19 protein-coding genes, 2 pseudogenes and 1 riboswitch are annotated in these 26,623 nt (G+C 60.0%); of the genes and pseudogenes, 10 read left to right on the top strand and 11 right to left on the bottom strand.

Annotated features, from left to right (window positions below; translation table 11 throughout):
• Nucleotides 1–187 precede the first annotated feature (187 nt).
• A pseudogene (locus F462_RS04990) lies at nucleotides 188–1,295 on the top strand (IS3 family transposase).
• A gap of 324 nt (nucleotides 1,296–1,619) precedes the next feature.
• Here the strand turns inward: F462_RS04990 and F462_RS04985 are convergent.
• The 8 genes from F462_RS04985 to F462_RS04950 form a co-directional block, all read right to left on the bottom strand.
• The gene (locus tag F462_RS04985; protein ID WP_038052084.1) at nucleotides 1,620–2,435 is read right to left on the bottom strand and encodes a phosphoadenosine phosphosulfate reductase domain-containing protein; all 816 of its coding nucleotides are present in this window, start codon (nucleotides 2,433–2,435) and stop codon (nucleotides 1,620–1,622) included.
• The gene (locus tag F462_RS04980) at nucleotides 2,419–5,721 is read right to left on the bottom strand and encodes a hypothetical protein (RefSeq protein WP_038052082.1); all 3,303 of its coding nucleotides are present in this window, start codon (nucleotides 5,719–5,721) and stop codon (nucleotides 2,419–2,421) included. Before F462_RS04980 ends, F462_RS04985 begins: the two co-directional genes overlap by 17 nt.
• 2 nt (nucleotides 5,722–5,723) lie before the next feature.
• Complete coding sequence (locus F462_RS04975; protein WP_051918110.1) at nucleotides 5,724–6,626, bottom strand: DUF4007 family protein; 903 nt, start codon at nucleotides 6,624–6,626, stop codon at nucleotides 5,724–5,726.
• The gene (locus F462_RS04970) at nucleotides 6,623–7,777 is read right to left on the bottom strand and encodes a cysteine desulfurase family protein (protein WP_038052080.1); all 1,155 of its coding nucleotides are present in this window, start codon (nucleotides 7,775–7,777) and stop codon (nucleotides 6,623–6,625) included. The genes F462_RS04975 and F462_RS04970 overlap by 4 nt, the downstream gene beginning before the upstream one ends.
• A gap of 164 nt (nucleotides 7,778–7,941) precedes the next feature.
• A complete protein-coding gene (locus tag F462_RS04965) occupies nucleotides 7,942–11,397 on the bottom strand; it encodes a TM0106 family RecB-like putative nuclease (protein WP_051918109.1) in 3,456 nt (1,151 codons plus the stop codon).
• Between the two features lie 134 nt (nucleotides 11,398–11,531).
• Nucleotides 11,532–14,753 carry a hypothetical protein gene (locus tag F462_RS04960; RefSeq protein ID WP_038052078.1) on the bottom strand — a complete coding sequence of 1,074 codons (3,222 nt, stop codon included), beginning with the start codon at nucleotides 14,751–14,753 and terminating at the stop codon, nucleotides 11,532–11,534.
• Nucleotides 14,750–16,909 (bottom strand): site-specific integrase, encoded by a 2,160-nt coding sequence (locus F462_RS04955; protein ID WP_244270846.1) that lies wholly within the window; start codon nucleotides 16,907–16,909, stop codon nucleotides 14,750–14,752. The genes F462_RS04960 and F462_RS04955 overlap by 4 nt, the downstream gene beginning before the upstream one ends.
• Nucleotides 16,910–17,231: 322 nt before the next feature.
• Nucleotides 17,232–17,795: a hypothetical protein gene (locus tag F462_RS04950; protein ID WP_038052074.1), complete on the bottom strand. Its 564-nt coding sequence runs from the start codon at nucleotides 17,793–17,795 to the stop codon at nucleotides 17,232–17,234.
• Nucleotides 17,796–18,580: 785 nt separating this feature from the next.
• Between F462_RS04950 and F462_RS04945 the strand changes: the two genes are divergently transcribed.
• The 4 genes and pseudogenes from F462_RS04945 to F462_RS04930 all read left to right on the top strand — a co-directional run.
• The gene (locus tag F462_RS04945; RefSeq protein ID WP_038052073.1) at nucleotides 18,581–19,231 is read left to right on the top strand and encodes an SOS response-associated peptidase; all 651 of its coding nucleotides are present in this window, start codon (nucleotides 18,581–18,583) and stop codon (nucleotides 19,229–19,231) included.
• Between the two features lie 102 nt (nucleotides 19,232–19,333).
• The gene (locus tag F462_RS04940) at nucleotides 19,334–19,564 is read left to right on the top strand and encodes an antitoxin Xre/MbcA/ParS toxin-binding domain-containing protein (RefSeq protein WP_038052071.1); all 231 of its coding nucleotides are present in this window, start codon (nucleotides 19,334–19,336) and stop codon (nucleotides 19,562–19,564) included.
• 54 nt (nucleotides 19,565–19,618) lie between these two features.
• Nucleotides 19,619–19,855: a type II toxin-antitoxin system Phd/YefM family antitoxin gene (locus F462_RS04935; protein ID WP_038054813.1), complete on the top strand. Its 237-nt coding sequence runs from the start codon at nucleotides 19,619–19,621 to the stop codon at nucleotides 19,853–19,855.
• Between the two features lie 59 nt (nucleotides 19,856–19,914).
• Nucleotides 19,915–20,258 (top strand): annotated as a pseudogene (locus F462_RS04930) (type II toxin-antitoxin system VapC family toxin); the annotation flags it as partial.
• 73 nt (nucleotides 20,259–20,331) lie between these two features.
• On the opposite strand, the gene F462_RS04925 reads toward F462_RS04930, so the two are convergent.
• Genes F462_RS04925 through F462_RS13625 form a run of 3 tightly spaced genes read right to left on the bottom strand, consistent with a single transcriptional unit; the run spans nucleotide 20,332 to nucleotide 22,331 of the window.
• Entirely contained in the window at nucleotides 20,332–21,081 is a 750-nt protein-coding gene (locus F462_RS04925) for a DUF3320 domain-containing protein (RefSeq protein ID WP_038052069.1), read from the bottom strand.
• Nucleotides 21,078–22,073: a hypothetical protein gene (locus F462_RS04920; protein WP_038052067.1), complete on the bottom strand. Its 996-nt coding sequence runs from the start codon at nucleotides 22,071–22,073 to the stop codon at nucleotides 21,078–21,080. Before F462_RS04920 ends, F462_RS04925 begins: the two co-directional genes overlap by 4 nt.
• A gap of 54 nt (nucleotides 22,074–22,127) precedes the next feature.
• Nucleotides 22,128–22,331, bottom strand: coding sequence for a hypothetical protein (locus F462_RS13625; RefSeq protein ID WP_156100393.1), 204 nt, complete (start codon nucleotides 22,329–22,331; stop codon nucleotides 22,128–22,130).
• 217 nt (nucleotides 22,332–22,548) lie between these two features.
• A riboswitch (SAM-I-IV-variant riboswitch) is annotated at nucleotides 22,549–22,655 on the top strand.
• 329 nt (nucleotides 22,656–22,984) lie between these two features.
• On the opposite strand from F462_RS13625, the gene metK reads away from it, so the two are divergent.
• The 5 genes from metK (at nucleotide 22,985) to F462_RS13620 (ending at nucleotide 26,329) form a co-directional block, all read left to right on the top strand.
• Entirely contained in the window at nucleotides 22,985–24,169 is a 1,185-nt protein-coding gene (gene metK / locus F462_RS04915; protein WP_038052065.1) for a methionine adenosyltransferase, read from the top strand.
• Nucleotides 24,170–24,209: 40 nt separating this feature from the next.
• Nucleotides 24,210–24,827 carry an HD domain-containing protein gene (locus F462_RS04910; RefSeq protein WP_038052063.1) on the top strand — a complete coding sequence of 206 codons (618 nt, stop codon included), beginning with the start codon at nucleotides 24,210–24,212 and terminating at the stop codon, nucleotides 24,825–24,827.
• Nucleotides 24,824–25,237, top strand: a complete 414-nt coding sequence (locus F462_RS04905; protein ID WP_038052061.1) for a hypothetical protein — start codon at nucleotides 24,824–24,826, stop codon at nucleotides 25,235–25,237. Before F462_RS04910 ends, F462_RS04905 begins: the two co-directional genes overlap by 4 nt.
• 40 nt (nucleotides 25,238–25,277) lie before the next feature.
• Nucleotides 25,278–25,706: a hypothetical protein gene (locus tag F462_RS04900; RefSeq protein WP_038052059.1), complete on the top strand. Its 429-nt coding sequence runs from the start codon at nucleotides 25,278–25,280 to the stop codon at nucleotides 25,704–25,706.
• 119 nt (nucleotides 25,707–25,825) lie between these two features.
• Nucleotides 25,826–26,329, top strand: coding sequence for a hypothetical protein (locus F462_RS13620; RefSeq protein ID WP_156100392.1), 504 nt, complete (start codon nucleotides 25,826–25,828; stop codon nucleotides 26,327–26,329).
• The last annotated feature ends 294 nt before the right edge of the window (nucleotides 26,330–26,623 follow it).

Genomic DNA, 26,623 nt, shown 5'->3' with positions numbered 1-26,623 from the left:
GTCGATGGGCCCATTGAAAACTGGAGGTCTCCGGGCACACTAGAGCCAAAGGAGGCCGAGATGCGCAAGAGTCGGTTTGCGGAAAGCCAGATTGTTCAGACGCTGAAGCAGGTCTGTCGCCTTCCCGTAAATTCGGTCCATTGAAAACTGGAGGTCTCCGGGCACACTAGAGCCCAAGGAGGCCGAGATGCGCAAGAGTCGGTTTACGGAAAGCCAGATTGTTCAGACGCTGAAGCAGGTCGAAGGCGGCCGGAAGGTGAAGGACGTCTGTCGGGAGATCGGGGTCTCGGAAGCAACCTACTACCAGTGGAAGTCGAAGTACGGCGGCATGGAGGCAGCCGACGTCCGACGGCTGAAGGAGCTGGAGGACGAGAACAACCGGCTCAAGCGGATGTATGCCGAGCTGGCCCTGGAGAACACGGCCCTGAAGGACGTCATCACAAAAAAGCTCTGAGCCCGGACGAGAAGCGCTGCGTGGTCACTGCGTTGACGCAGGAGCATGGGCTGAGTCAGCGCCGGGCCTGTCAGGCGGCCGGGGTTGCGCGATCGGTGGTGCGGTATCGCAAGCAACCGGACCGGGACGATGCGGTGATCGCACTACTGCAGGAGCTGGTGGAACGCTATCCGGAGCGGGGCTTTGGCAAGCTGTTCAAGCTGATCCGGCGTCGGGGCCTGCCCTGGAACCACAAGCGGGTCTGGCGCGTGTACTGCGCCCTGAAGCTGAACCTGCGGCGCAAGGGTAAGCGCCGCTTACCACCACGGGAGCCACGACCTCTGGCATCGACCGAAGCTCCGAACGCGTGCTGGTCAGCGGACTTTATGTCGGATGCGCTGTGGGACGGACGGCGCTTTCGCACCTTCAAGTCGTAGATGACTTCAACCGGGAAGCGCTGGCGGTGGAGATCGATCTGAATCTGCCCGCACCCCGTGTGATCCGGGTGCTGGAGCGTATTGCGGCCTGGCGGGGCTATCCCCAGCAACTCCGCCTCGACAATGGTCCCGAGTTCGTCTCGGCCGCGATCGCCGACTGGGCCGAGCAGCGGGGCGTGGAACTGAGCTTCATCCAGCCGGGCAAGCCCATGCAGAACGGGTTCATCGAACGGTTCAACGGCAGCTACCGCCGAGGGGTCCTGGACCTCTACGTCTTCCGAACGCTGACCGAAGTCCGGGAACACACCGAGCAGTGGCTGCAGGACTACAACGAAACCATCCCCCACGACTCGCTAGGGGATCTCACGCCGGTCGAATACCGGCAGCTACACCACCCAGAAACCTCTAGTTATGCGTGGACCTAATCCGGGGAAGTGGACACTCGAAAAGAACATCGTATCCCGTGGATTCGCCAAAGGGATGGCTAGCACCATGGTCGATATCACGGATTGCGGCAACAACGTGCTGGTGCGCTATTCCGTTGGGAATTTTGTTCGACATCGCGCGGTCTCGAAAGCAGCCAGTCCCAATTAGATGGCAGCTCTTGCTATCCCTGGCTAAGCGTCGCTTGTGTGGGTTGTTAGAAAATGTTGCCAGGGTGGGTCGGATTGTACTGGGTCCCGTCCAAGGCTACACAGAAGAGTTCTAATTAAATTAATGTCGCGAAAGGCAGGGCGCGCGGCAAGATGTTAGAGGTGGCATATTGCGCACCCATCTACGTCGTCAGGCGGCTTTACTTCATACTCCCGCGGGTCTCTTTCGAGCTCGGCCAGCGTTCGGCCTTCAACCCATGTAAATTTTTTTCCGTTGATGGGGCGCTCGTATTCCTTCGCCTTCTCAAATAGGTCTGGATGGTGGCGTTTGAGAGCTTGCCATTCCCCTTTTTGCTGGTAAAAGCAGAAATAGCAGCCAGAGCGTGACCGCCAATCGTAGTATTTAGGCAATCCAAGACCGGATTCTTCGAGGAGCTTTTGGATGTCAGTCAGCCCCATCTTATGTTCTTTAAAAGGGTAGACTGGGAGGATGTTCGGCTTGTCAGATAACGCGGGTGGTTTGGCCGATTGTTGCTGATAGCCAGCCCGGTTTTCGTCGTGGCGAATACCAATAAAGCTGAAGGCCGTATTGGCGCCGACGTACCGCTCAAAAGGTTCGATCTTGAGCACGCGGGTACACCAGCGGGATCTTGGACTTGGTAGATAGCCGCCATAGACCTCGAGCCACATGTCAAACGCGTTTCTCTTTCCTTTTTTTTCAGCCTTGAGTTTTTCGAACGCATCAAGGCGTGTAACCTGGGTCCCTAGCCGGGCCTCTAGGCGCTCAAGATATTCGTCGGTTTCCGGTAGTTCCACGCCGGTATCGCAGAACACATATTCGACAGGAAGTTCAGGGTAGTTGTCTCGCATGAAGAGGGCCAGGGCGGTAGAGTCTTTGCCTCCCGAGAGGCTGACGATGTGTTTCACGTTTTGGGCGTTTGCCTCAGCGAGTGCGTCATGGAGAGTCGCCATTTTCCGCCTCCTCTAATCGGGTGATAAGGTTTCGAAGTTTTGCATTTGCATCGCGCCCACCAATGACAGTCGCCAGATTAGTGACTAGAGTTTCAATTCTGTGGCTGTATAGGTCTGCCACTGCCGCTCGTGTGCCTTTTGTCGATATTTGGTGGGCATCAGGCGCGAGTGCCCTAGTCTCAATCTGTGCCACCAAGTCGGCAAAGCGGTTTCGGAAGCGCACTAAATCGCTGTCCGTCCATCGTTGCGGTATTCGTTCAGCAACGATAGCGGCGAGCGCATCGGCGAACGCGTGGTCGTCGGGGAAGCGTTTCAAGGGTAGCGCGAGCACGGCTTTGGCTATGCCGGAAACTTGGTCCTCGACATGCGGTGGTAGGGTGCGCCGCCAGCCGTCGAAGCGTGCCATCGTTGTGCCCGAGGAATCGGTGTGAGCTAGTAGCCTGAGGTTCTCATGCACTGCCGTCAGCACGCCATTTCGATAGGTGTCGACGACGCCCGCCAAAGACCGCGTAGCCGATGTCGTCCATCTAAGTATGCCCTCAATGTCGCTGCCCGGGACGTCTGCGAGTTCTGGAAGTCGGCGGAAGAAGAGCTGAACTGGGCTTAGATCTCGCGAGAGCGTCTGTTGCAGCTGTCTGACATCGGGTGGCACCTCCGAAGTGTCTAACGCGCCGGGAGGGAGCCTAGCTCGCCACGCCTCGAGGCCGTCGTACACGGCGCGAAGGGGGTCGCTTGAGCGACTAGCGTTGACCCCAAAAATCGAGCCTAGTTTTACCAGGTAATCGCGGGTCGCTGCATCTAGCTTCATAACGGAAAGGACGTAGGCGCTGGGCTGCTGGCAGATGCTTTCGATGTCACTGGGAAGAAGGTCATCGAGGTATTCGCCCCGTTGGTCGCTGATTGCGCGCGCGGAGGGAAAGGCCTTCAGTGCGGCAGCGAACAAGACGGGCAAAACCCCACCGCGAATCCCATACGGCGGCGTTTTTAGTTCCGTGAAAAATCCAGTGAGATCTTTCGGGCATTCGTCTGGAGTCGTGAGTAAGGCTTTAAACTTTAGCCAAACTTCGGCGAGGCGCGGGTCTGCTATGCTCTCCGGTTGAACATAATCGTAAGATAACTCCTCCTCTCTCGCCGGCGCGTACAGGCCTGTGTTGAGAAGCACTGTGCGGAATACGGAAGCGTCCGCGAACTCGCCCTCGATTCCCAGGCGAGCGTGTCCATGCTGCTCCAGAATTCCCATAACGACCTTACGCCGTGCATTGACGATCTGCGCAGAAGGCTTGTGCCTCACAATCATCTCATTGTTGATGACGGGTGTCCTTGGAAACACTTCCTCACATATGATGGATAGTGCGGTCAGAAGGGTGGCTCGGTCGGTGACCTCGAGTCTACGCCCGCCGCTGAACCAGTCCGTCTCGGAACTAGGTTGTGTTAGTCGTGCTAGCTGATTGTGGAGATGGGCTTGTGTCTCATCCAGCATCTGCTGCAGTTCTTTTTGGATCAGCGGATCTTCGGCGAGCAGCGTTTCATCCTGCTGCATTCGTGTGAGGCAAATTAGCTCGGCAGCAGCGGAGCGAATGTCGAGCATCTCCCCGGGTGCCACGATCACCGTTAGGGGGTCGGGGTGTTGCTTGGCGGAACCGCGTGCGGCGGTGCAGTCACTTTCAGTCTGCGGTACGACGTATAAGATGCGACCGTCGGCGTGGCCGTGTTGCTGCTCGTTGCTCCGTCGCTTGGCCGATATATCATTAACGGTCACAAATTCGCATTCAAAGTAACGTCGGATCTTGTATGTATCGTTGTAGCGGACCGGACGCCAGACCGACGGCCGGAACTCTTTGTTGAGAAGAGCTAGAGTGTCAAAGTCGCCCTCAAGGCGGGCTAGTTCATTTTCAAGCCTCGCGCGTAGGTCGACGTCAGTCCCGTGCCAGAGGGAGATTTGGTCGGTGCGACGACGATGCAATAAAAGCTTACGTTCGAGCAGGTGGTTGATTGCGCGGGTGGCATCTGCGTTGCCGCCAAGTGAAAACTCAAGAAGTGAGCGACTAACGCGGCTGCGTTCTCCAGAAAGGCCGAGTTCGAGAATGCTCGCGGTCTTCAGGGCTCGTGCCTCGAGGGTGTCGTCAACTTTGGATATTGCGCTCTCCGTCTCAAGCCATTTTCGGTAAGTTCCGCCCGCGCCGGTATCGGCTTGCATGGCCGGCGCGAAGTAGTCATAGAGATGTTCAGGCGTAATGGTCTCGCGTAGGTCTGCCGACATAACGAAGCCAAAGAGGGTGCGTTCGTGCTGCGCGGCGCGGGCAGCGAGCCGCGGCAGGATGTACAAGGCGGCCGGATGCAATGGCGAAGCGTGCTCAAGTAATTCGGAGAGTTCGCCCTCGAGTTCCGTGAACAACCCGACTTTGATGGCGGACTCTGCGATCCTTGCGTCAAGAGTGTCGGCTGAGCGTGTTTCCTGCTTGTGTGCGGCAACTATTTTGCTAATTAGTCGGTATAGCTCTTTGCTGTCGTCGACGTACTGGATCGGGTCGAAACGGCCTTCGACTTTTCGCCACTCGGCAAGCATGGACTGGCTGAGGCCGGATGCATACTGCAGCAGGCCTTGATGCATCAGTAGCCCGAGGGTTATCGGTAACTTCTGAGTGCGAGTAGCATACTCTGCCAAGGTCTGGATCTCGGCCAGTCGCTGAGGCTGATTGCTCCGGACGAGTTGCTCGACGTGGCGACCGAATTCATCCCAGATGAGCACGACGCGGTCAATCTGGCGTGGTTCGGACTTGGAGGGCGTACAGTTGTCCTTGAGGTAATCGAGGACTGCCAGCGCGCCACTAATGCCCTTCGCTTCCATGCGTTCGAGTTGCGATGCACGGCCCTGCATTCCTATCCGGTTGAGGGATGCAATCGCGGCATTCTGCACCGCATGGCCGATGTCGCGGATGGAGCCTTCGAGCGCGACCGCTATGCCATGAACTTCGCTTTGCGCGAGTCGCTCTTGTGCGAACTCTCCGAACTCTGGCTCAACTCGACGCAGACGTTCACCGATGTTTTCGAGAGTGGCTTTAGCGTCTTTGCGATTCTCCACTAGTTGGAGAAGGTAAGAGGCACTAACGGATTTGCCTGTGCCGTAGGGGGCAATGACGAAAAATGCGCGCTCTCTGGTAATGCCGCTGACACCCCGCAGAAAGGCGATCGCCTTTGACGTGGGCTCGTAATGGCCGATTCGCTCGGGCTCAGTGGCATCAAAAACGATGTTGATGGAGCGTAGGAAGGGAGTGTCTTGTTGCATGACTAGGCTGCCGCTCCCGGAGCGTAGGTACGTTGATAAAACTCTTCTAGCCACTCGTTGGGGCAGCGATTGTCGATGTGCACCTTGCGCTCGCCGGCTGATCCGAGGATGAGGACGGCATCTCTCGGTAAGTCTGTCTCGGCCTTCTCAACAACATTGATGAACGCATCGAGGCTGAGCTGTAGGCAGCGCCCAAGGCCACCCTCGACAAAACATGCTTCCCGGAGAGGGATATCGCCTTCGTGGAGCGCGCCGCTGACGGACAGTGCATATCCGAGCATCTCGGCCGGAATAGCGGTTATGTCGGTCTCGTTGCGCCGGTACGTATGCGAATCGCGAAAGTAGGTGAGTAGTCCTAAACGTCGAAAGGGCGAGTCCGCCGCGTCTTCTGGGTCAGCGTGTTCGTTCGGCACGGGGACGGCATACGTCGATAGCAAACAGGCAATGTCCCGTTGCAAGGTCCGCAGGACTGGTGCGCGTTGCGCTGAGGATTCAAGGAAGCGTTTCAGGGCTTCGGAACAGGCGATCCGATCGAAGCGTTGCGGGCTGTAGCGGGAGAAGAACCACTGCCAGCTTTGTGCCTCGTCTGGGTTGTTTACGAGATTGATGTGCAAGGCAAGCCAGGTGCCTGTCTGCAAGAAGTATGGGTCATTCTCTAAGACTACTTGGCCAAACGCGGTCGGCACCAGTAGCTTGTTTTTGCCGCCCGCTGCGCCGGCCCGCGTCTCAGCGAGTCCAGTCGCGATGAGCCAGTGTCGGATGGACTTTGCCATGTTCCGGCCTACGCCGAGGGTGTCGGCCACGAAGGGGTCCTTGAATGCCTCATGGTCGGCTTCGACCAGTTTGAGCCCCTTGTGCAGCCACCCTTCGCGCACCGGGAAGGTCTCATGTCCGCCAAATCTCATGCGAAAATCCTCTTCAGGCGCTCTGCCTCATTTGCTACGGTTTTTGCGGCGAGTTCTATTTCTTGCTGAGTGCTGGTGATCCCGAAAGAGAAGCGAACGCTAGCGTAGGCCTGCGCCTCGCTAAGGCCCATGGCGCACAGCACATAGGACGGCTCGGGCCGGCCCGCGGTGCAAGCTGAGCTCTGGGAGCAGTAAATGCCGAGGGCGTCAAGTCGGCCGATTAAGGCTTGGCCATCGATATCCTGGAAACGCAAGTTGGAAGTGTTGCAGACGCGGCGCTCTTGGCTGCCGTTGACATGTACCCAAGGGCATTTCTCAATCATGATGCTTTCGAAGGTGTCTCGCAGGGTACCCATGTGGGTAATGGCTTCGGATAAGTGTGCGTAGCGACGTTCGAGTGCGCACTGCATGCCGGCGATGCCGGCGATGTTTTCGGTTCCAGCGTGCCGCCCGTCTTGTTGATTACCGCCTACGCACAGTGGGTGGATAAGTTCTGGGCGCCGCGCGTAAAGCGCGCCGACTCCGGTGGGGCCATTAAATTTGTGGGCAGTTAGGCTGATAAAGTCAGGGTCCAATGCCTTTAGCGAGGCATTGGTTTTGCCTATGGCCTGAGCTGCATCGATATGGACGAGTGCGCCATGTGTGCGTGCTAGAGCGGCTATTTCCCCGATCGGTTGCAACACGCCCGTTTCATTGTTTATCCACTGGACAGAGATTGCTGCCCTTGGGTTGGTCATCAGCGTCTGACGCAGGGCGTCCAAATCCACGACCCCGTCAGCGCTGACCCCAATGTGTGCCACTTTTTTCCCTTGGGCCTGTAGCCGTTCTGCGCTTCTGAGGATCGATGAATGCTCGATTGCGCTCGTGATGATGCAGTCGCTGTGGCGTGCGAGGGAGTGCAATGCGAGGTTGTTCGCCTCTGTTCCGCTGCCCGTGAAAACAAAGTGTTCTTCGGGGGTTTCGAGGCAACGTTGTAGCGTTTCGCGCGCGTTCCGCAGCAGTCTTCGGGCCGGCTCACCCTGTCGGTGGCCGCTCGACGGATTGCCGTAGGCAACCGTGAGCGCTTCGGACATCGCGCGGACTACCTCCGGTAGAGGGGGGGTCGTCGCGTTATGGTCCACGTAAATTGGCTGAGAGGGGAGGTCTGCCATAACCTCAGACAGTATATGTTCGCGGTCCCCTGGACAAGGATCACGACGTGTATCCAGCAATGAGGGTTGATGGGCTCGAATGCTGGTCAAGCTGAGTAAGTGATTGAAAGAAAATAAAAACGAACGATGGTGGTTGGCTTGTAGCTCTTTGGAGCCCTCAGAAACTATCGTTCAAGTCCTTCCGACACAGCTTCAGGGCGATTCCTAGGCACGAGGACCTGCCTGCTTGCTTCCTGGTATCGGCAGAAAGCATTGGCCAGCTGCATCTGCTGCGGGGTTCGGCATTCGGCCTCGAAGATCGCAGGGGCGCCTACGAGAATGGCCAGGGCCTTGGCTCGCGACACCGCAACGTTAAGCCGGTTGGCGCTGTAGAGGAAGTCCATGCCGCGTGGGGCGTCCAGGTGGCTGGATGTCGTGAGGGAGTAGATCACCACCGGTGCTTCCTGCCCCTGGAACTTGTCCACGGTCCCGACGCGTGCGCCCTCAGGAAGTCGTTTCTGGATCTCGAAGACCTGGGCGTTGTAGGGCGCGATGATCAGGATGTCATCCAGGGTGAGCTCCGCCTGCGAGCCCTTGCGGTCGGTCCACGAAGTATGTGAGCACATGAGCTGATCGACGAGTTGGGCGATGGCCTCGGCCTCCTCGGTTGCCGCGCTAGTATTGCCGGAATGTTCGATAGGCAGATACCGAAGGCCGCTGCCCTTGATGGTCGCGTCCGAATGGATGGCCTGTTGGGGGCAGCTATCGACGGCGTTCAGTTTGCCGTCGTAGAAAAGCTCAGAGTTGAACGCACAGATGTCCGGGTGTAGGCGCCAGGTTTTGTCCAGGAACAGGCCTCGATGGGAAGGGATGGTCGCTTCTTCACCGAGAAGGTGTTCAAGGGCGGACACGCCGACACCATCGGGATGCGAGCCCTGGCTGGGCTGCTCAAGCTGTTGGGGGTCCCCGAGCATGACCATATTGGGGGCGGCATAACCAACGGCGAGTGCGTTGGCCAGGGAAAGCTGTCCGGCCTCGTCGATCACGAGCGTATCCACCGCGTCTCGGGCAGCGGGGTTCGCCCAGAAAAACTGCGTCCCACCGGCGACCTGGACGTCTCCCGAGCTCAATGCATCCAGGAGTTTCTCGGCTTTGTCGAAGTAACGGATGTGATGCGGTTCGTCCTTGTCTCCCTTGTCCGGCTTCTGGCCCATCTGCAGTTCGACGCCCATTTCTTCCGCCGCCTCGGCGACGCTGTCGAGGAGATTGCGAATCACCTTGTGACTGTTGGCTGTGACCCCGACCTTTCGGCCGTGACGCACGAGCTCACAGATCATCCGGGCACCGGTGTAGCTCTTGCCCGTCCCCGGCGGCCCCTGGATGGGCAGCACGCCGCCATCCATTGCGGGTGCGATCCGTAGCGCGGCGTCGAGGGGCGTTTCATTCGGGTGTCGGAGCTCTTGGCCACCGTTGTCCAGCGGCTCGCGAAGGAGCAACGCGCGGGCGCTCTGATACGGCCCGGGGCCTTCAATGCCATGGGCCGCAACATATTCGCCGAGGGCGAGAACGGAATCCGAAAGAACCTTGGTGTCCACGCGATCGAACTTGAACACGCATGTCGGATGTTCGCCCGCCGTATCTCTCATCTTCTGGATGGTGATGGTCTGGTGGGAAGTGTCCACTTCAGCCGCTTTACCGATCTTCGCGCCGCCGAGCGTTTTCAGAGTATCGCCAGCGCGCAGATCGGTATCCTGCGACTCAAACGCATACTGATCGAGCGGGATGCCGGTCTTCGAACGCCCGACCGTTTCCATGAACGTCATGTCCCCGATCGCGGATTTCTCATGGATCAGTTCGTCCGCCGACAGATCGCAAAGTCGGAAATACTCCCACCAATTGGCCTTGTCCTCCCGGCGATGCCATTCGAGCGAGTGCGCGAGGATCCAGCGGGCCTGTTGCTCCGGCGTCCGTTCGGTCGGATCGGCCGGGACGTCGTGCGTAAGCTGGGCGATCAACTCCTGAATGTGCCGCTCGGCCTCGCTCTGGTCCTCGCGTTCGCGGGGCTCAGGCGGCTCCGGCCGCGGCACGTCCTTACCCGAATGGATCAGGTCCTGCCGAAGCCTCTCCAACCAGTCCCGCAGGCCAGCGGTGGCGAAGCAGTCGTCCGCGTTGTACTGCTGGACGGTCTTCCGGGTGTCGTCATCAATCGCGCCCAGGTCGTCCAGCTCCAGCGCGAATGACAGGCGCGTCAGGGCAGAGTTGGCTTCGGGCATCGCCACCTGGCGCTCGAAATCGAAGAACGGTTCGAGCCTCTTGATCGAGTAACTCTCGACGCCTGCGCGCAGGGCATGCCGGGTGACGCTGAGCAGGTCGACGAACACCTCATCCCTGAGCAGGTTGTCGAGTTCCAGCACCCGCGTCGCGTAACGGCCCATCAGACGCTTGAGAGCCGCGGGTTCGTAGGGCGCGAAGTGGTAGACATGCAGGTCCGGGTAGGCCTTCTTCCGCTCGTCCACGAAGTCGATGAAGACCTCGAAGGCGGCCTTCTCTTCCTCGCGGTCAAGGGCCCAGTGGGATTGGTAGTGCCACGCACCTTGTTCGTCCTGGTAGGCGTAGCCGAACAGATACTCCAGTCCGTGCTCGCCGACGAAGGCGTCGCTCTCGATGTCGAAGAAGATGTCGCCCTTCGAGGGCTTCGGAAGGGCTGTCATGCCGAAGCCTGGCTCGGGCTGAAGCAACTCGTATTCGGGTAAACCGCTTTGGCGTGACTTGAGCTGGATAGCCGCCTGATGGCGTGTTTTCTCAAGGGCCTGCACGGAACCGCGCTCGGGACGGAATCCGAGCGGCACAGGGACCTGTGCGAGCGCTTCGACCGTGTCGATGCCCTGCTTGCGCCATTCGTTGATTTGCCCCTTCGTGATCCCGGCGACCAGCGACAGATGGTCGTCCGCGCGCCGGCGGTCGTCGCATTCGCGCTGCCAGCGGCACATGTCGCAGTAGGGTTTGGGATCCGGGTAGGTGCAGGCTTCATCCGCTGTGTCCGCCGCCTGCTCGGCCGCACGTTTCACGCGTCGGTAGTACGCACTGTAGTCGGCAACACGAAACCACTGCGGCTCATACCCACTCCAGGGTACGACCACTCCAACCTGATCGGGTTCGGTGCCCTGCATGGAGGCGAGGAGGTCGGCGTAGAGGCAGAGTTGAAGGATCGTGGCCCCCTTGGTTTCCCGCGAGAGTTTCGTGTCCACGATCCGGTAGCTGTAGTCCCCGAGGGCGCTTGGAATGTCGACTCGAAGCAGGACGTCGGCCCGTCCGCTCCAGACACCATCGCGCAATGCGGCCTGGACGATTACTTCGGCACCGGCCTCCATCGCCTCGCGTGTTGTCTGTACCACCTCGTCCGTGATGCCGACCCCATCAATGGGAACAACTGACAAACCGTGGTCGGTCATCGCCTGGATGAACGCGCTTTCGTGTCGGAAGCCGCGTTCGCGAAGGATTTCGGCCAGGGGATCGTAATAGTCCGGCTTGGCTCGCTGGCCGGTCTGCTGCTGCCAGTCGAGCACGGTCAGGTGATCACACGCGGCATGCGCGACGAGATCCGTGGCACTGAGTGTGATTTTGCCCTCATTCACTTGCATGCAGGATTCCTTTCCACGATCGGTGCGTTTGCAGGTGATGGTAGCAACAGGGGTGGCTCACATTGTGAGCCACCGTGGGAGTGTTTCCTTCTGTGTCGTATCCCCCGCTACTCCGCGCCCATCCGACCGGACTGTCAGTCCTTCACTGGGGGAGGCTGGATCCGATTCGCACTCATCAGTGCGATTGCTGCGAGATGCAGAACGTACTTGTATGCATGCGCCGACATGCGGCGGCCATTCGATGTTGGTAGGAGCAGGGTAACGGTCAGCTTTCCGTACCGGCGGTTTTTGCTCTTGAGCGTGGTATGAGGGTTGCTTTGAACGGAAATGCCGAGTCGATCCCTCCATCGTTTCAACTGCGTCTCCTCGTCAATCCGGCTCTTCTCGGCATACACGTGTGTACCGACAATCATCCTGGGGTCGTCGGCCAAGTGGCGGAGAAGCTCCACAAACGGGTTGGCTATTTGGGGTGTGTAAAACCGAACTCCGGAGTTCTTCGCTTCGACGTGGGTGAGGAAGTGCTCAATAGTGGGGCCGATGTCGCCCAGTGGACCGGACTTCGAAAGCAGGCCTCTCATGCGTTCGATCATGCGGTCTGCAAGTCGCGAGTCTGCTTCGCTTTCCAAAGGGGCCGGGGTGAGCGGCACCCCGGGTCCGCGGAATCCTCCCTTCCGGACTTTGGTGACGAAGCGGGGCTGGCCTTTCTGCGACCGGATTGAAGCGATTTCCTGGGCGGCAGCAATGACGGCCTGGCAGCGGCGATCGTCGAATCCCGAGCGCTTTGCAATAAGGGGCAGGGGGTAGCCGTTATCGTGGTCCTTCAGGATGCGGATAAGGTCGTTCGCGGCCATCGGGGCGGGCGCATGGTTGGGGACATTGACGGTAATGGGGGCCGCCGCTGGTTGAACGACAGGCGGGGCGTGTTTCTTCGTTGGGAGGGCCTTGACGATCCTTGGGTGCAGGCTGGCGGCGGAAGCCGGATCGGGTTGGCGCTGATCCTTCAGGAAGCGTTTCGTGGATTCATACGACTGCCCGAGCAGTTGCGCGTAGACGGTGGCCTCCAGTCGAGGCAGCGTCTGGCGGACCTTCTCGTACAGCACCAGGTCCATGCCATGCAGATAGGTGGTGAGGGTCATTTCCGGTGAGACGTGCCCGGCGATGGCGCCGATCGCGTGCAGCCTCTTCATGGAGTCCGGCCGCCCTCCGGTGAGCCGGGAAACGAAGGTCGTGTCGACGGGGCGTTGGGCTTTCGGGTCGTGGATTTCGTGATCGCGCTCGGGTATCTCCGCGCGCAGGTGCCAACGGCTCAGGGCGGCGTGGCGTAGCGAGTACATGACCACGTCGGGGTTGTTCGTGACCTGCCGAAGGATCGGCTGCAACTGTGTCTGCAGTAGATTGCCGTCGATGCGCAGATCTCTATCCGCGCTCTCGCTCATAAGCAGGGCTCTGGGGGCTGTTCCGAACAAAGCTTGCAGTTGTGCCACACGGCCGGAAAACCAGTGGAATTCATCGTCCGGGCACAGTGCGGCCAAGTCGACCCGACGCAGTGACGGTCGACTCTTGTTCGTGCCGTAGCGGTTCGTCCTGACGGTTATGACGGTGTCGGATACTCCCACCAGGATTTCACTGAGACGCAGCTTCATGCACTCGGCCGGACGAAGCCCGGCGCGAAAGCCCAGGAACAAAGCCATCTCGAGCGTTTCTTTTCGGGTGGGGTGGGCCTTGTACTGCGCCTGGATGGCCCTTCGCGTGGCCTGGTATTCCGCCTCCGTGATAATGAGGGCACGGACGCGGGGGGTTCCGCGGCTGGTTTCGGCCAGGGTGGTCTCGAGTGGCTCCACCCCGTGCTGCCTGAAGAGATATGCGTGGAACTCGTCCAGTGCGGTGGCCGGGAGATTCTTTTCCTTCCGGCGGGTCTGGTGCAGCACGTCCGAATACAGCTCCTCGAAGTCGTCGGTGTCCATTTCCCGAATATCGTCGATTTCCGCGCTATCCAGCAGGCTGATCAGCGGCCGTACGATTGGCGCCAGATAGCGGCCGTAGACAGTGCTGGGTGCCAGTGGTTTTCGGTGCCAGGAGGATCCATGCGACAGGAGCACGATGGCCCAGTGGGCCAGTAGATCCGCGACGACATGATGGCCGAGAGCCTGGGTGCTCATCAGCTCTTCAAGTCGGCGCACGCAGTCGGTCCGTGAAAGTTTCTTTGAGTGCTTGTCATCGAAAGCCTGCAACAGACGCCGGGCGACGCGACTGGTGTCCTTGTCTGGCGTGCCGCCTGGCCTGATGGGATAGGGCAACGAAACCGCATCGGGGACTGCCTTGGGCGGCTGAGTGCTCAGCTTTGTATTGCGCGAAACCCGCTGATTCAGGAGCGCGACCCAGCGGTCTGGGGGCAGGGAACAGCTGGGTATGCGCCCCAGCGCATATTCTGCGAGATACGCGGGGATGGAGGCGCCGGGTTCTCGCTCGAGCGCGGCCCAAGCACCCTGGCACCACCGGCCGGGCGTCATGCCTGACGGGGTCGATATTCCCAGATCGGTCATCAGTCCGCGGATCGTGCTGATGATTTCCTTCGCCCGTTTTTCCGCGTTCTCTCCGGACGGTACGGGAAACTGGTCGGCCGTGTGGTGACGCAGAAAGCTCGCCAACAGTGCGGCCGTCAGGTCGTCGATACACCATCGGTGGAGGGCTTCGTTCTCGCCTACAAGATTCAGTCGCCGCGCGCTCGACTCGGGGATTTTGATGTCGAGCCACAACTGCTCTCCACATTGTTGGATCGGGCCCGATTGCAGGGCCTGCGGCAGGAATGCGAGGTATCGTGCGTCACAGAAGCCGGCGAAGTGCAATGCGCTGGCCAGCACCAGTTCCCCGCGTCGGGTGGCGAGGGTGGAGGTGCCTTTTTCCTGCCAGCGCTGTTCGTGGCGGTGGAGGTTGTCGAGCGCGGCTGTGAGCTCTTTGCGAATGGCCACAAATTGGGTGCCGCGGCGGAAGTTATCTTCATCGCGTAGCAGGCTGTACCGATGCTGGTCGGTAAAGAGGTTGGGTGCGGTGAGTGTCCAGAGGCCCTGGCGGTTCCCGAGATTGACGCCGACCGAGAGAAAATTGTTCTGGTTGCGCCAGTCGACCGCCGATTCGGCCTCTTCCTGGATGCACTGGGCGATATGATCGACGGTCCTTTGCCCGTCGGAGGGCGGTTCCCCCTTGGCAAGCTCCGGCGATTCGCGAAGCACAATGCGCTGTAGCCGGCCGAGGGACGCGTTGGCTTCCAGTGCGCGCTGACGCGCACGGGCCTCGCGCCCAATGGATTCTTCAGGGGCGCGGGGTGCCGGTCGGATCCAGACGGAATGAAGTGTCATGCGGGCACTCCTTCCACCGGGATCCAGCCATGTCGCTGCAGCATCGGCTCGATCCAATCGGCGGCGGCTCCGCGCATATCGTGAATGCTCAGTGCCGAATAGGGGCCGTAGCCTTCCATGCCGATCGGTTCGTGGCCGAGCAGGGCGTCGATCCATTCGCCCGGGCAGCCCGTCTCGGTCAGATGCGTGCGGATATGATGGCGGCCAAAGTTTACGGGGGCGGGGAACAGGTTGCTCAGACGAGGCGAGAGTGTTCCGGGCCGAACGGGTTCGACGGACATATCCTTCGACAGGAAAACCAGGAAAGGGATCGACTCGTCGTTGCCGAATGCGGCGGCCCGCAGCTCGGCAGCCGGTTCGGGCTGGCGATGGTCCCACCGGGACGCGAGTGCCAGCAGGTGGCGGCGATAGGCCTTGAGTTGTTCGAGGACGGTCGGAGCCAGGGGGATGAGCCGCTCGTTGCCGTTTGCTCGGGCTTCCTTGTCGACGGCGAACAGCAAGCCGTTATCCCAGTCGATGTCGAGCACGCTCTCAATCGGATCGCGTATGGCGCGAAGCCCCGTACCGATCAGGGCCAGCATCGACGTGTAGAGAGTGTATGCATTGTGGTGCGTGACATGTTCTTCGGTTCCGGCACGCGCGGATGGGACCTCGGGGATCCCCTCACGGAGTTCGCGGGCGATGCCTTCCCATACCCCAGGCAAGGGCCGCAGCGCGCTCCCGTAATAGCATTCGTCTAATGTGGCGGAAGCAGAGTCCGCTTCGTCGTCGCCGGACGTGCCGAAGATGTGATCGATCGCATCACGATAGGCAGAGACCAGGCGGGATTTCGAGGTCGTCTGATATACGAGCGGAGTATGCGCATGCGGGTCCCCGTTGCCCGACAGGATCCAGGCGTAGGACCAGATGCCGCATTGATCCGCGATGACCTGAGGCAGGACGGCCGGGATTCGCGCGAGTCGCAGTTGGCTGTAGTGCTGGTCATTGATCTTTTTCAGCTGTGCTGTGGCCGCCTGCTTCAGTTCGTTGAGGTCCGAGACGAACATGCTCGACGTATGCAGGGTCCCGGCGGCACTTCGGGCACGCTGGAGCAGGGTCAGGATCGGACCCGGGAGGGTAAGCAGGAGTCCCGTTGCGATCGGCTGCAGGAGTTCTGATATCGCGCTGTACAGGGCGGGATCCATTTCGGGCGCAGGGACCCGCACCCAGAGGTGGACGCCGTCCTGGTTCAGTATGGCGCGGCACTGGTCATTGGGAATCGCCGATTCATCCTTTACGACGGGCAGTCGGTGGAGATCCTCCATGGTCCCGCCCGTGGCGAGCATCAGTCCTAGCAGGCCGACCGCTTCGGCTTCGACGGTTTTGCTCGTGTTCGCGAAAGCCTGAGACCAGCGTTCCAGCGCTGCCACGAGAGATCGGATCTCGTCGTCGCGCGGTATCCCCCGGTGGATGGGCAGGCCCTGATTCGCCCGCGCCCGGTCTTTGACCATGCCCTGCTGGCAGCGGGTACGCATCGACAGACTGCCGCCGCGAGGCTCGCCTCGAAGGCTATCGGACTGGACGGTCGCGCGTTTCGCCCGGACTTCGTCCGCTGCCAGCCCAGCGCACTTGTAGTCCTGAGCCTCATCGTCTGTCAGGGGCGAAATCGAAAGCAGCCTAGTGCCCCCGACAAGTTCCGAGCGTCGGCGACGGTCGTCGCGGTTCCCTTGGCCACTTTCGCCAGGCTCAGGCGCCGATGGGCGCGCCCCCTTGTTCGGCGGTGGACGTTGCGCACTGCTCTTGTTTCGCCGTCGGCGCATATTCCGCGCATCCCGGATGGTCACTTCGACGTCTCGTAAAGCGCTTAAGAGGTGGTTTACGGCATCCGGGATGTGTTCTTCGAGGCCGGTGTATACATCAGCGAAGATGATCTTCTTGCGTGGTAGGCGGGCCAGGAGCTCCTTGTGTTTTCCATCGGCCATCTGTCGCACAAGTCGGGCGGCCGAAACCGCGCTGGGTATGGGGTGCCGGGAGCCCTGTTTCGTCGACTTGCATAGGTCTATCCGATCCCCCTCATCGTGGTAGATGAGGGTGGCGTAGGCGAGCATCAGCTGCGACGCGAGAGGGCGGAGGGTCTCGCGGAGATCCGGAGTTGCGGCCGCTAGATGCAGCAGCATTCCGTACACTGGTACCTGGTCGGTCTCGCCGTAGATGGCGCGTCGGGCATCTTTCGCGGTTATTGGGAGCATGGAGGAACGCCATGGCATTTTCGCCCCGATCTGCTCGCCCGCGGCCCGGAGCATCGCGATCATCTCGGCCTGGTCTGCGTCACACTTGCATGCAGTCAGCCATTCCGCGCAGGCGATCCACTCTCGTACGACATGGCTACGCAAGTTAGATGAGGCTCTGGGGTAACGCAGGATGCAGGGAAACCGGTCGATGAGGCGATCATCGAAGCGACCATCCGGGTGGACGGACAAGACGTTCGCGCTGTCTGCGTCATTCACCACCGTGCACCCCCTTGCGTATACGATTCAGCGGTGAATCGGTAGACGATGTCCCCGTGCCGCTGCGGTTCCGCGGTCGGCGCAAGGTATTGCGGCTTATCCCCGTCACCTCGGCAAACTGGCGAGCGCTCCTGATTGATGGACACCACTTTTCGATTGCTGCCGTTGGCATGGCGCCTCGGATGGCATCCATCTGTCGGATGTAGCCGTCGGGGGCAGGTGCGGAGTAAAGGGTATGCAGCTGCCGGGCCCAGATGGCCGCCCAAACGTCTTCGCTGTTGCTGCCCCTGTATTCGACGACCGTGATTCGATCCTGTGGCTCGAAATACATCTGTGCCGCCTGCAGGAGTCGACGCTCGCCGAGCGTCACAATCGTGTGATCGGACATGCGTGTGACAGGTATCGGCGTTGTCTCCAGCAGTGCCCTGACCCCGTCGGGCGTAAGCGCGTCCAGGGCGAGGAGGTGACGGCCCCCAATGCTCATCTCTGCCTCTTCGAGGGCAGGATGAGAGTGCGCTAATTCAACAATTTTTACTTTTCGATTGGCACGTTCCATGTGTCACGATTCCTTTTGCATTGAGTTCTGTATCTGGATCGACCTTATTGGGCTTTTTTTGATCCTAGACACAGGATCATCAGTCGTGCAATAGGTTTGGCGAAAAAATTTCAATAAGATCGTCCGATCCATCACCGCAAGGGTCTGCAAGTCTCTGTTTGGTATAAATAAAAACAAAAATATAAGGAATTCAAATTAGGGTTTAGTTCTCCGAGTTCATTCGAAACATTGAGTTTCCCGAGTTCAAAGTGAACATTGGTTTGGTGTTGGCGTAGAGTTATATCGGATTTGGCGTAAAGGTGATTGTTTTCTAGTTTGATGCGGTTGGGTGGCGCTGGTGGTCGCGTCTGAAGAAGGTTCGTGGTGTTACCCCGGGGGGGCGTTTTTCGCGCGCGCGAAACAGGCCCTTCGGTGGTGTCTCGATTTAATGTAACTATTGGTTTTCACGAAGTGTTCGGGGTTTTGGTGATTTGTGTGACGCGAGGCTTGGCGGCAAGAGAAACCACGTTGTCGCGGCGACAGAAGCGCTTGCTGATCCTGGTCATCAGTTGAGGTTGCCGCACGGAACCGGTCGAGCGTGCCGGAGGCGCCTTAAAGGGGGCGGTTCGATTGGGGGGGCTGGAACGGGGATCGCCTACGGCGCGCGATGTCGCGTCCGGAGTTGGACGATACGGCTGCTGCCCTGCAGGGGTTTGATACGGGTTCAATTGGGGTGCCACTGGAGGCTACCAGTGCCCCTATGTACGCCGTAGCGTTCGTGACATGCTTGGGTGATGTGTGGACGTATGACACGCTATAGCGCGACCAGCGAGCTCGCGGCGCGGTATTTCCAGGTGCCGGTCGACGAGGTTTTTGACGCGCCTCGGTATAACGTCGCACCCGGAACGGGCCTCGAAGCGATACGCGCCGGAGATGAAGCTCCTGCCGCCTTCCAGCCGATGTTCTGGGGCTTCCAGCCGAGCCGGGTGGAGGAAGGTCCGCGCCCGATTAACGCCCGCGCCGAAAAGGTTGCCACCAGCCCTTACTTTCGGTCCGCATTCGCGCATCGACGTTGCATCGTGCTCGCGGATGGCTGGTACGAGTGGCGCAAGACCGATGACGGTAAGCAGCCGTACTACATCGCCCTGGCCGCGGACGCCCCGCAGGACATCCTGATGATGGCGGGCATTTGGGAGCCTACCGCCGATGGCGGCGCCTGCTGCGCGATCATCACCGAACCCGCATCCGAGCGTCTGGCGCACATTCACGACGGCAAGCCGCTGGTACTGGATGCCGAGTGTCGCTGGGACTGGCTCGATCCCGAACGGACGGAGCGGGAGGCGATCCGAGCCGGGACTGTCCGTCTGAACCCGGATGCCTTGGTCTATCACCCCGTTTCAACGCGCGTGAACCGCCCAACCGAAGACGACCCCGGATTGATCGAAGCGATCGCCTGAAGGGCTTCATGCCGTGGGGTAGTGCTACCTTGGTGAATAAGCCCGGAACGGGCACTCAGGCAGGTAGCAGCGAGGCCCAAGCAGAGCGAAGTTGAAGCGCGCATGACCTGGGTCCGCGAGCAAGCCGCATCGGTTTTGGCACCCGTGAAATTGTGGATGACTGGATGTGCACGAGCAACTCTCGTGCGCGGCGATGCCCCAATCAACTTGCTGGAGACGAAGGAGGGCACCGACCGGGTCGAGGCGATTTTGGGCCGGATCCAGCATGGCGTGTGTTCATGCAGGGGTAAGGTGAATCTGGAAGCGGGCTCGGGCCCGAGGGATTTGTCCTGAAGGGGACTTGTGTGTCCAACTGACATGTACACACTGAATCTCGGGGTGGCCAACATGAAAGAGATCAACGTCCGCGACGCACGAGAGCAGCTCTCCAGGATCTTGAAAGAGGTGGAGCGGGGTGAGGAGGTTTGCATTCTGCGTTGGGGCCGACCCGTCGCCCGCGTGGTGGGGCCGGCCGCAGAACCGCCGGGGTTTCGTTCCCGTGCGGACCTGCGGGAGAGCCTGCCGGCCACGCGGGAAGGGACCGTCGATACGGTCCGCGCACTGAGAGATAGCGAACGCTACTGACATTCCACGCCGACACCAGTGCAGTCCTGCCGTTTTACCGCAGCGAGCCCGCCAGTGAAATGATCGAGCAGATCTTGCTCTCGCAGCGCGAGCCGCCCGTTATCAGTGAGCTGGTGCGAGTCGAGTGTGCTTCAGCATTGGCCTGGTGGGTCCACATGGATGAACTGGACGAGACTCAGGCCAATCGTATTGAGTCGACGTTTCACGACGACGTTCGCGAAGGGCGTTTTCGCCTCGTGGCCCCGAACTCGGGTGTGTTTGAGCGGGCCATGCGCTGGTTGCTTACACGTCCTACAACCTGAGAACACTGGGCGCGCTGCATCTGCCGTGCACCGAGCCCAGCGAGGCGCCATTGTTCACCCTCGACGAGGCGCGACCGGCGTCGGCGGAGTTTTTCGGCGTCACGGCATTATTGGGTAGGGGGGCGGATCAGCGCCTGCGAGTTGGCAGACAGGGAGCGCCCCGCAGAGTAGCGATCACGGAGAAGCACTCGATGTGCCCACGGAGCGTCGAGGTCGCTGAAAGGCTTTTGGTCCGGTTTCGAGAAATTCCTGGCGTTTTACAAGCAGTGCCGTTCCCAGCGCCCTCTCGAGCGGTGCCTGGAGCCGCTCTCGAGCACTGTCCGTCAGGCGGATGAATCCCATCCGGTGGAGCGCATCGTTCATGGCTGTATCGCGGTCGAGTGCGCCGGCTTCGGCCACCGTGCGAACCAGCGATAGCTTCAGTTCGGTATCGGGGACGTGGTCGAGCTGACGGAGCGCATCCGGGAGACCCGTCCAGTCCCGCAGGCAGGGCACCGCGAACTGTTCGCCACGGCCAGAGAATTCACCTTTCAGGCGGATCAGCCCCTGCGCACCCAGGGCCGCGCGGCGTTCATGGATGCGTGCCTGGATTCGGGAACCGGCTCGGGAAAACCCTGCGGACTCCAGCAGTCGCCGGGTGAGGATGGCGAGGTGAACCGGCCCTTCGGTGTCGACGATCCGCAACAGAGCCCGATCGAGTGCCTCCTGCGGGATGTCGTCGAACCGGTCGTGTCCCGATAGAGCAAGATCATTCGTCTCGGTTTCCCGGTAGGGCTGCGTATCCCACGTGGTCACCCAGTCGCAATCATGGTCGCGACAATACGAACGCCAGGCGGCACAGGTCTCATTCGGCCCGGGGTGCTGGATGAAATGCTGATGTGCCCGGACCAGGGCTTCCAGGGCGCCAGGATCTGTCTCGCTCATCGCTCCCCCTCCAGGACCAGCTCCACGCCCATGGCCTCGGCGGTGAGGTCGATCATCGCTTCCTGCAGCAGGGTCTTGGGCCCATCGCGCAGGCAGGCGTCATCCAGGGCCAGCAGGACCTCGCCGCGCCACTCCGAATCGGCGGTCTGCCCGAGGCTCTGCGCCAGGATTGTCACAATCCCCATGGCCGGTTCGATGTCTTCCGGCGGCAGAGGTCCCAGCCAGATGCGCCAGTGCTCGCTGGCGGTTTGCATGTCCTCGAACAAGGCCGCCTCAGCGGCTGGGGCCGAGCTATCTTCGGAAGAGCGTTGTGGCAACGTTGACGCCCCGCGGCCCAGGGCCAGGAACGCAAAGGCGAGGGCCGCAAGCTGATCCCGGCCTGACCAGGTCGAAGGGTCGGCCCCGTGCTTGGCCAGAACCTGGTCGCCCAGTGCGCGGACCGTGTCCAACGAAAACCGAGGACGTGCCGCTTCCTCCTCCGCGAGCTGACGTCGGGCCTGGGCCGCGGCGGCGAGGCGCCCGATCCCGCCGATAAGCCCCGCGAAGAGTCGCAGAACCCCACCGAAGAGCCAGTAAACGCTGGCGAAGAGCGCGAAGATCCCCTGGATGGCGGCTGCGTTTTGCCCCCGCAGTTGAACCCCCGCGATCTTGGCTGACGAGCGCCCGGGCCGGATCCAGTTGAACGAGCCGATTGGGGTCTTGGTGGAGACGGTGACACCCGACTTCGACAGGTTGAACCTGGCTGCATCCGAGCCATAGCGTCCGCGCAGAATGAAGCGACCGTTCTGGAAGGCGACCTGGGTGTTTTTCGCCAGACGCGTAGACACCCGTACGCCGTGGTTGGTATTGCCGGTCAGGTTGATGCCAGCGGCTCGCGTCTGCGCCCGCAGCGACAACCCGCCGGTACGACTGGCTCGCAGATAACGCCCGGTGTGCTCGATGCGCTTCTGCCGGCCGTCGCGGTCCTTTTCGCCAACCTTCAGCAATGCCATAGGCCGAGCCTATCACCCGCGCCCGACACAAGCCTTTGCAAGCAACCAGGTCGATCAGCGCCCATCCACCAGCGGGTCGCCTCCGAGGTGTTCACGCAGTGCCTCGTACTGGTGTAGCGCGGCGAGCATCTGGACGAATTCCGACTCGCGCAGCAGGACGACGCGCGAGCCATCCCGAATCTTCACGAATTCCGGGTGCAAGGGCATGTCATCAATCATCCCGAGACCCTCGCGTGGTTTTGCCGTAAGAGACTCCACAATCGGCTCCTGTGGGATTGAAAATTCGCGCGCTGCTTCTATGTTCGAAAGCGGATCAACTCGCGACGTAACCACAGGCTACATGTGGAAGGCGACAACGAGTGACGCGGAAGGGGGGCAGACCGTCTCGCAACATACCTGCCCTGTACACCCAACGTCGCGCGAGATGCCGAGAATATCGGAACCTTGTCAGTGACCGACTGATCGGTATAGCCTAGGGGCACATCAAGAGTTGGGTCGACGCCCAAGCCAACCTGCCGAACCTGGGCAAGGTGGACTGCGAAAGCAGATGTGGCTCCAAGTGGAGCAATCTGACAGGCACCGTCGGCCCTCCTGTCCTGGAGGGTTTTTTGTTGGTATCGCCCGCGAACGTAAATCCTAGCCCGCACCGCCTGATGGTGCGCTGGAACAGGTTGGGGTGCTTGGTCGCCAAGTGGCCCGATTGGTACCGCTTCTTTAACCAGGACGCCGCCCGTGAGCCGGACCGGCACTAATGTTTTTGCTCAGGGGTCTGCCGCTGGTGGATCGCTTTTGAGCACGGACTCGCAGAGATGATGAAGCAGTAACGGATTGGCCCACCTACGGGCCGGGGGGATTTGATCCAGCTTGCCGTCCCCGGCGTTGCGCCAACACGGCTAAAACGGAGAACAGCCATGTTTTTTTCAGACGGACTCTTCACGTCCGAATCGGTATCGGCGGGCCATCCCGACAAGGCCTGCGACCAGATATCCGACGCCATCCTCGACGCATTTATGGCCCTAGATCCGCACGCCCGTGTGGCCTGCGAGGCCTTCGCAATCCGCGACAAGGTCATCGTGGCCGGGGAATTCCGAACCGCCCATCGTGATCATTACGAGACGGTCCGCGAGTCCGCAGAGGCGCTTGTTCGGGACACTCTGAAAGCGGTCGGCTATCGTTCTGCGGAATCTGATATAGATCCCGACAGTTGCGAGGTCGAGATCCGCTTCAATCGCCAGAGTCCTGAGATCGCCGGGGCCGTGGATGGCGACTTGCGGGATCTCGGCGCAGGCGACCAAGGCATGATGTTCGGCCATGCGACGGACGAGACCGAACATCTGATGCCCTTGCCCTGGGCTCTCGCGACGGATCTGGTCGCGCGTGGCGCGGAGATCGCTAGGGGGCAGGGCATTCACCTTTTGGCCGATGCGAAGAGCCAGGTCACCGTGGCGTACGAGAACGGTAAGCCTTCTGGTGTTCAGGCCGTCGTCCTGTCCTGGCAGCACGATCCCGCACATTCCATCGACGAGATTCGCGAGTTCCTCTCAAGCGTTGTCGTGGACGAAATCATCCCCAACGAACTTCGCCTGCCCGGTTTCAGGACGCTGGCCAATCCGGGAGGTGCCTGGAGCGTTGGTGGCCCGCGATCCGACACGGGTCTCACGGGTAGGAAGATTATGGTGGATACCTACGGTGGAGCGTGCCCGCATGGCGGCGGCGCTTTCTCGGGTAAGGATCCATCGAAGGTGGATCGTTCGGGCGCCTATGCGGCTCGTTACGTGGCCAAGCACGTGGTGGCAGCCGGCTTTGCTCGTCGCTGTACGGTCCAACTCTCGTATGCAATCGGTGAGGCGGAGCCCGTTTCGATTGGGGTGGACCTGCATGGCACTGGCGCTGTCCCGGAGCATTTGCTGGTCAAGGCGATCCGGGAAGTGTTCGACCTGACACCGGCCAGCATCATCGAAGAGTTGAAACTGAATCGTCCCGTCTACCAGGACACAGCGAGACTCGGCCATTTTGGCGCGTACCGCACGCCGGCGCTCCACCAGTGGGAGTCCCTGACGCGCCTAGACGACGTTCGCTCGGCACTGCGCGCCTGAGTTTCCAATCCGATTGCCGAATCTTTCAAGGAGTCCACCTATGTCCACCGTACTCACCCGCCGATATGAATCGGCGCTGGTCTATGCGACCCAACTGCACGCGACACAGAAGCGAAAAGGAACCGAGGTTCCCTATATCTCCCACCTCCTGGCCGTATCCGGGCTTGTGCTCGAAGGAGGGGGCGACGAAGACGAGGCCATCGCGGGTCTGCTACACGACGGGCCTGAAGATCAGGGCGGCGAGGCTACCCTGAACCAGATCCGACAGCTTTTTGGGAGCCGAGTCGGCGACATCGTCGCGGCATGCTCGGACACGTTCGAGACGGAGAAACCTTCCTGGCGCAAGCGGAAGGAGGAATACCTCAAGCATCTGGAGGATGCCGACGATTCTGTCCTGTTGGTCTCGTGCGCCGACAAGCTCCACAACGCTCGATCGATCCTCGACGACTTCCACCAGGTCGGTCACCGTTTGTGGGACCGTTTCAATGCGAGCCGGGATGAGACGCTTTGGTATTACGGGGCGCTGTCCCGAGTGTTCGCGGCGCGCGGCCCGCATGACCTTGCGGAAAGACTGGAGCGTATCCTGCAGGAGCTCAGTGCTGCCTGTGTCGCAGACAACAACCCGGCCGGTGAATCGACCGAGGAGAAGGACGCATGAGCCAGATCACCTATCCATTCATCGTGGTCCGTCTATTCGCGGCCATTTACCAGCGTGAACCCCTGCACATCGTTCAGGGCGGAAAGGCGATGGAAGTGAGTCGCGGCGATTCGTATGTCCGCCATCCGGATCCCCTCCTTCCGGATGGGAGCATCAGTCCCGACTGTCGTGAACTCTTGATCGAGGGGGTTCAGCTTGCCGTTCGCGAGAAGGGCTTTCGCATGTGCATCGTCTGGGGCCCCAAGAGCTGCACATTTGTGGAAAAAGAGTCGGTGAGAGACAGCGACGAACCACCATCAGGAGGTTTGAAGCTGGAAACCGAGTTTCCGATTGATTCTCCCCGGGTGCCACGAGCTTCTGTCATGGACGAACCCGTGGACATCGCCACGCTAAAGCCCATCCGGCACTAGTAGTGCCAATCCGGTTCATCGAACAGAGGGAAGAAACGTCATGGCAGAAGAGCAAGACATCTTGCGGGTTCATTTGGATTCACAAGACCCGTTCGATGAGGACGATCGAGAACTCGGATATCTACTCGAAATGGATCCGGATCGAGGTTGGGATTTATGGCATCTCGTGGATGGCAAAAAAGATCATCTGGTTTTAGCCGAGCAGAAGCCGATTGAGTGCTTCAACCGTATGCTTGATCTCCCCGTGGACATCGCCATCTATGAGTTGGAGGAGTCGGGTGCCATATGCGAAGTCGCTTATCAGGACTGGGATAGCGGTGGGCCGGGGGCAGGGGCCGGTCGGGTGTCCGTTTATCGGTTGGGTGACCGAAGGGTGGGCTTCGTATACTTCATCTCGCACGACGCCGGGTTTAGCGATGGCTACGATGATCTGAAGAAGGCATGCGAGGATGGATGGATCGATCGGTAAAAGATTCTGCCTTTTTCAGGCATTATATATAATCGTCGGTCGTTTCCTGTTTCCTCAGTTGCGTCCTTATCAACTATAATCTCTCGCCGGTTGAGTTGGGGGCTAATTTGGGTGGTAATATGAAAGGTAAGATTAACTATTTCGGAAAAGACTGTTCGGGCACCGAGGAGTATCGATCGGATACAGAAAAAGAATCTATCGTAGCTCGGCTGATCGATGAGTGTGAAGATGTGGACATCGAAATAGTAGTGTTCGATGAAGGAGCAGAGGCGGGGGTGGAGCAGGATGATGGGGGTGGTTCCGCGCGCCCGAGATTGCGATTGGGAGTTGGGGGTGGGTGGAAGCGCGGCAAGTGGGCGGAGTTTTCTCTTCTGTATGGTTTCGGTGTTCTGGGTTGGTTGTATATAACTGCTTTCAAAAATGGGCTTCTTTATGATCTAATTGTTATTCGTTCGTTGTCTGGAGCGTTTGCACTCGTATTGGTGAGTCTTGCAATATCTCATGCAATCGCCGGATTGAGCCGATTGGCTAACGGAGTTTGGCCTGATTGGCGCATTCGGTTAGCAGCTCCGTTTTTGATAATTCTTCTCTTTTATTATGATGCTGGTTTAAGTATTGATTGACCTTGAGTCCACGCACCGGATCGGCGTCTTGGCGGCTAGGGAGATGCAGATCAATGGTGTTGTATTTGGCGTCCTGGTCCGCCAACGTGTTTTTGGAATAGTATTTGTCCCTCGGTAGCTTGGTGTACGCCCTGTAATCGCGGCCTTGGACAATTACGGGACTGTGTCCCGGTCCTTCGGGCACAATAACCTGCGGCCGGAGCCCCCATCGTCGCGCGAGATGAAGGCACGCGGGGGCGGATCAGACTATACAGCTCCGTATTTTTCTCGGGAGCGCCGGGTGAACGCTCCTAG

Source organism: Thioalkalivibrio sp. ALJ1 (assembly GCF_000745395.1).
Classification (GTDB): domain Bacteria; phylum Pseudomonadota; class Gammaproteobacteria; order Ectothiorhodospirales; family Ectothiorhodospiraceae; genus Thioalkalivibrio.
The sequence above is the reverse complement of the archived record's forward strand: the minus strand, read 5'-3'. Positions and strand labels throughout refer to the sequence as shown.

Excerpts from the sequence above, each read along its gene's own strand:
- F462_RS04950 (WP_038052074.1), bottom strand. The coding sequence starts at position 17,795 with ATGGAACGTGCCAATCGAAAAGTAAAAATTGTTGAATTAGCGCACTCT.
- F462_RS04980 (WP_038052082.1), bottom strand. The coding sequence starts at position 5,721 with ATGCAACAAGACACTCCCTTCCTACGCTCCATCAACATCGTTTTTGAT.
- F462_RS04910 (WP_038052063.1), top strand. The coding sequence starts at position 24,210 with ATGTCCACCGTACTCACCCGCCGATATGAATCGGCGCTGGTCTATGCG.
- F462_RS04965 (WP_051918109.1), bottom strand. The coding sequence starts at position 11,397 with ATGCAAGTGAATGAGGGCAAAATCACACTCAGTGCCACGGATCTCGTC.
- F462_RS04905 (WP_038052061.1), top strand. The coding sequence starts at position 24,824 with ATGAGCCAGATCACCTATCCATTCATCGTGGTCCGTCTATTCGCGGCC.
- F462_RS04985 (WP_038052084.1), bottom strand. The coding sequence starts at position 2,435 with ATGGCGACTCTCCATGACGCACTCGCTGAGGCAAACGCCCAAAACGTG.
- F462_RS13620 (WP_156100392.1), top strand. The coding sequence starts at position 25,826 with ATGAAAGGTAAGATTAACTATTTCGGAAAAGACTGTTCGGGCACCGAG.
- F462_RS04955 (WP_244270846.1), bottom strand. The coding sequence starts at position 16,909 with ATGCTGCTGCATCTAGCGGCCGCAACTCCGGATCTCCGCGAGACCCTC.
- F462_RS04960 (WP_038052078.1), bottom strand. The coding sequence starts at position 14,753 with ATGACACTTCATTCCGTCTGGATCCGACCGGCACCCCGCGCCCCTGAA.
- F462_RS04945 (WP_038052073.1), top strand. The coding sequence starts at position 18,581 with ATGACACGCTATAGCGCGACCAGCGAGCTCGCGGCGCGGTATTTCCAG.
- F462_RS04900 (WP_038052059.1), top strand. The coding sequence starts at position 25,278 with ATGGCAGAAGAGCAAGACATCTTGCGGGTTCATTTGGATTCACAAGAC.
- F462_RS04970 (WP_038052080.1), bottom strand. The coding sequence starts at position 7,777 with ATGGCAGACCTCCCCTCTCAGCCAATTTACGTGGACCATAACGCGACG.
- F462_RS04920 (WP_038052067.1), bottom strand. The coding sequence starts at position 22,073 with ATGGCATTGCTGAAGGTTGGCGAAAAGGACCGCGACGGCCGGCAGAAG.
- F462_RS04940 (WP_038052071.1), top strand. The coding sequence starts at position 19,334 with ATGACCTGGGTCCGCGAGCAAGCCGCATCGGTTTTGGCACCCGTGAAA.
- F462_RS04935 (WP_038054813.1), top strand. The coding sequence starts at position 19,619 with ATGAAAGAGATCAACGTCCGCGACGCACGAGAGCAGCTCTCCAGGATC.
- F462_RS04925 (WP_038052069.1), bottom strand. The coding sequence starts at position 21,081 with ATGAGCGAGACAGATCCTGGCGCCCTGGAAGCCCTGGTCCGGGCACAT.
- F462_RS04975 (WP_051918110.1), bottom strand. The coding sequence starts at position 6,626 with ATGAGATTTGGCGGACATGAGACCTTCCCGGTGCGCGAAGGGTGGCTG.
- metK (WP_038052065.1), top strand. The coding sequence starts at position 22,985 with ATGTTTTTTTCAGACGGACTCTTCACGTCCGAATCGGTATCGGCGGGC.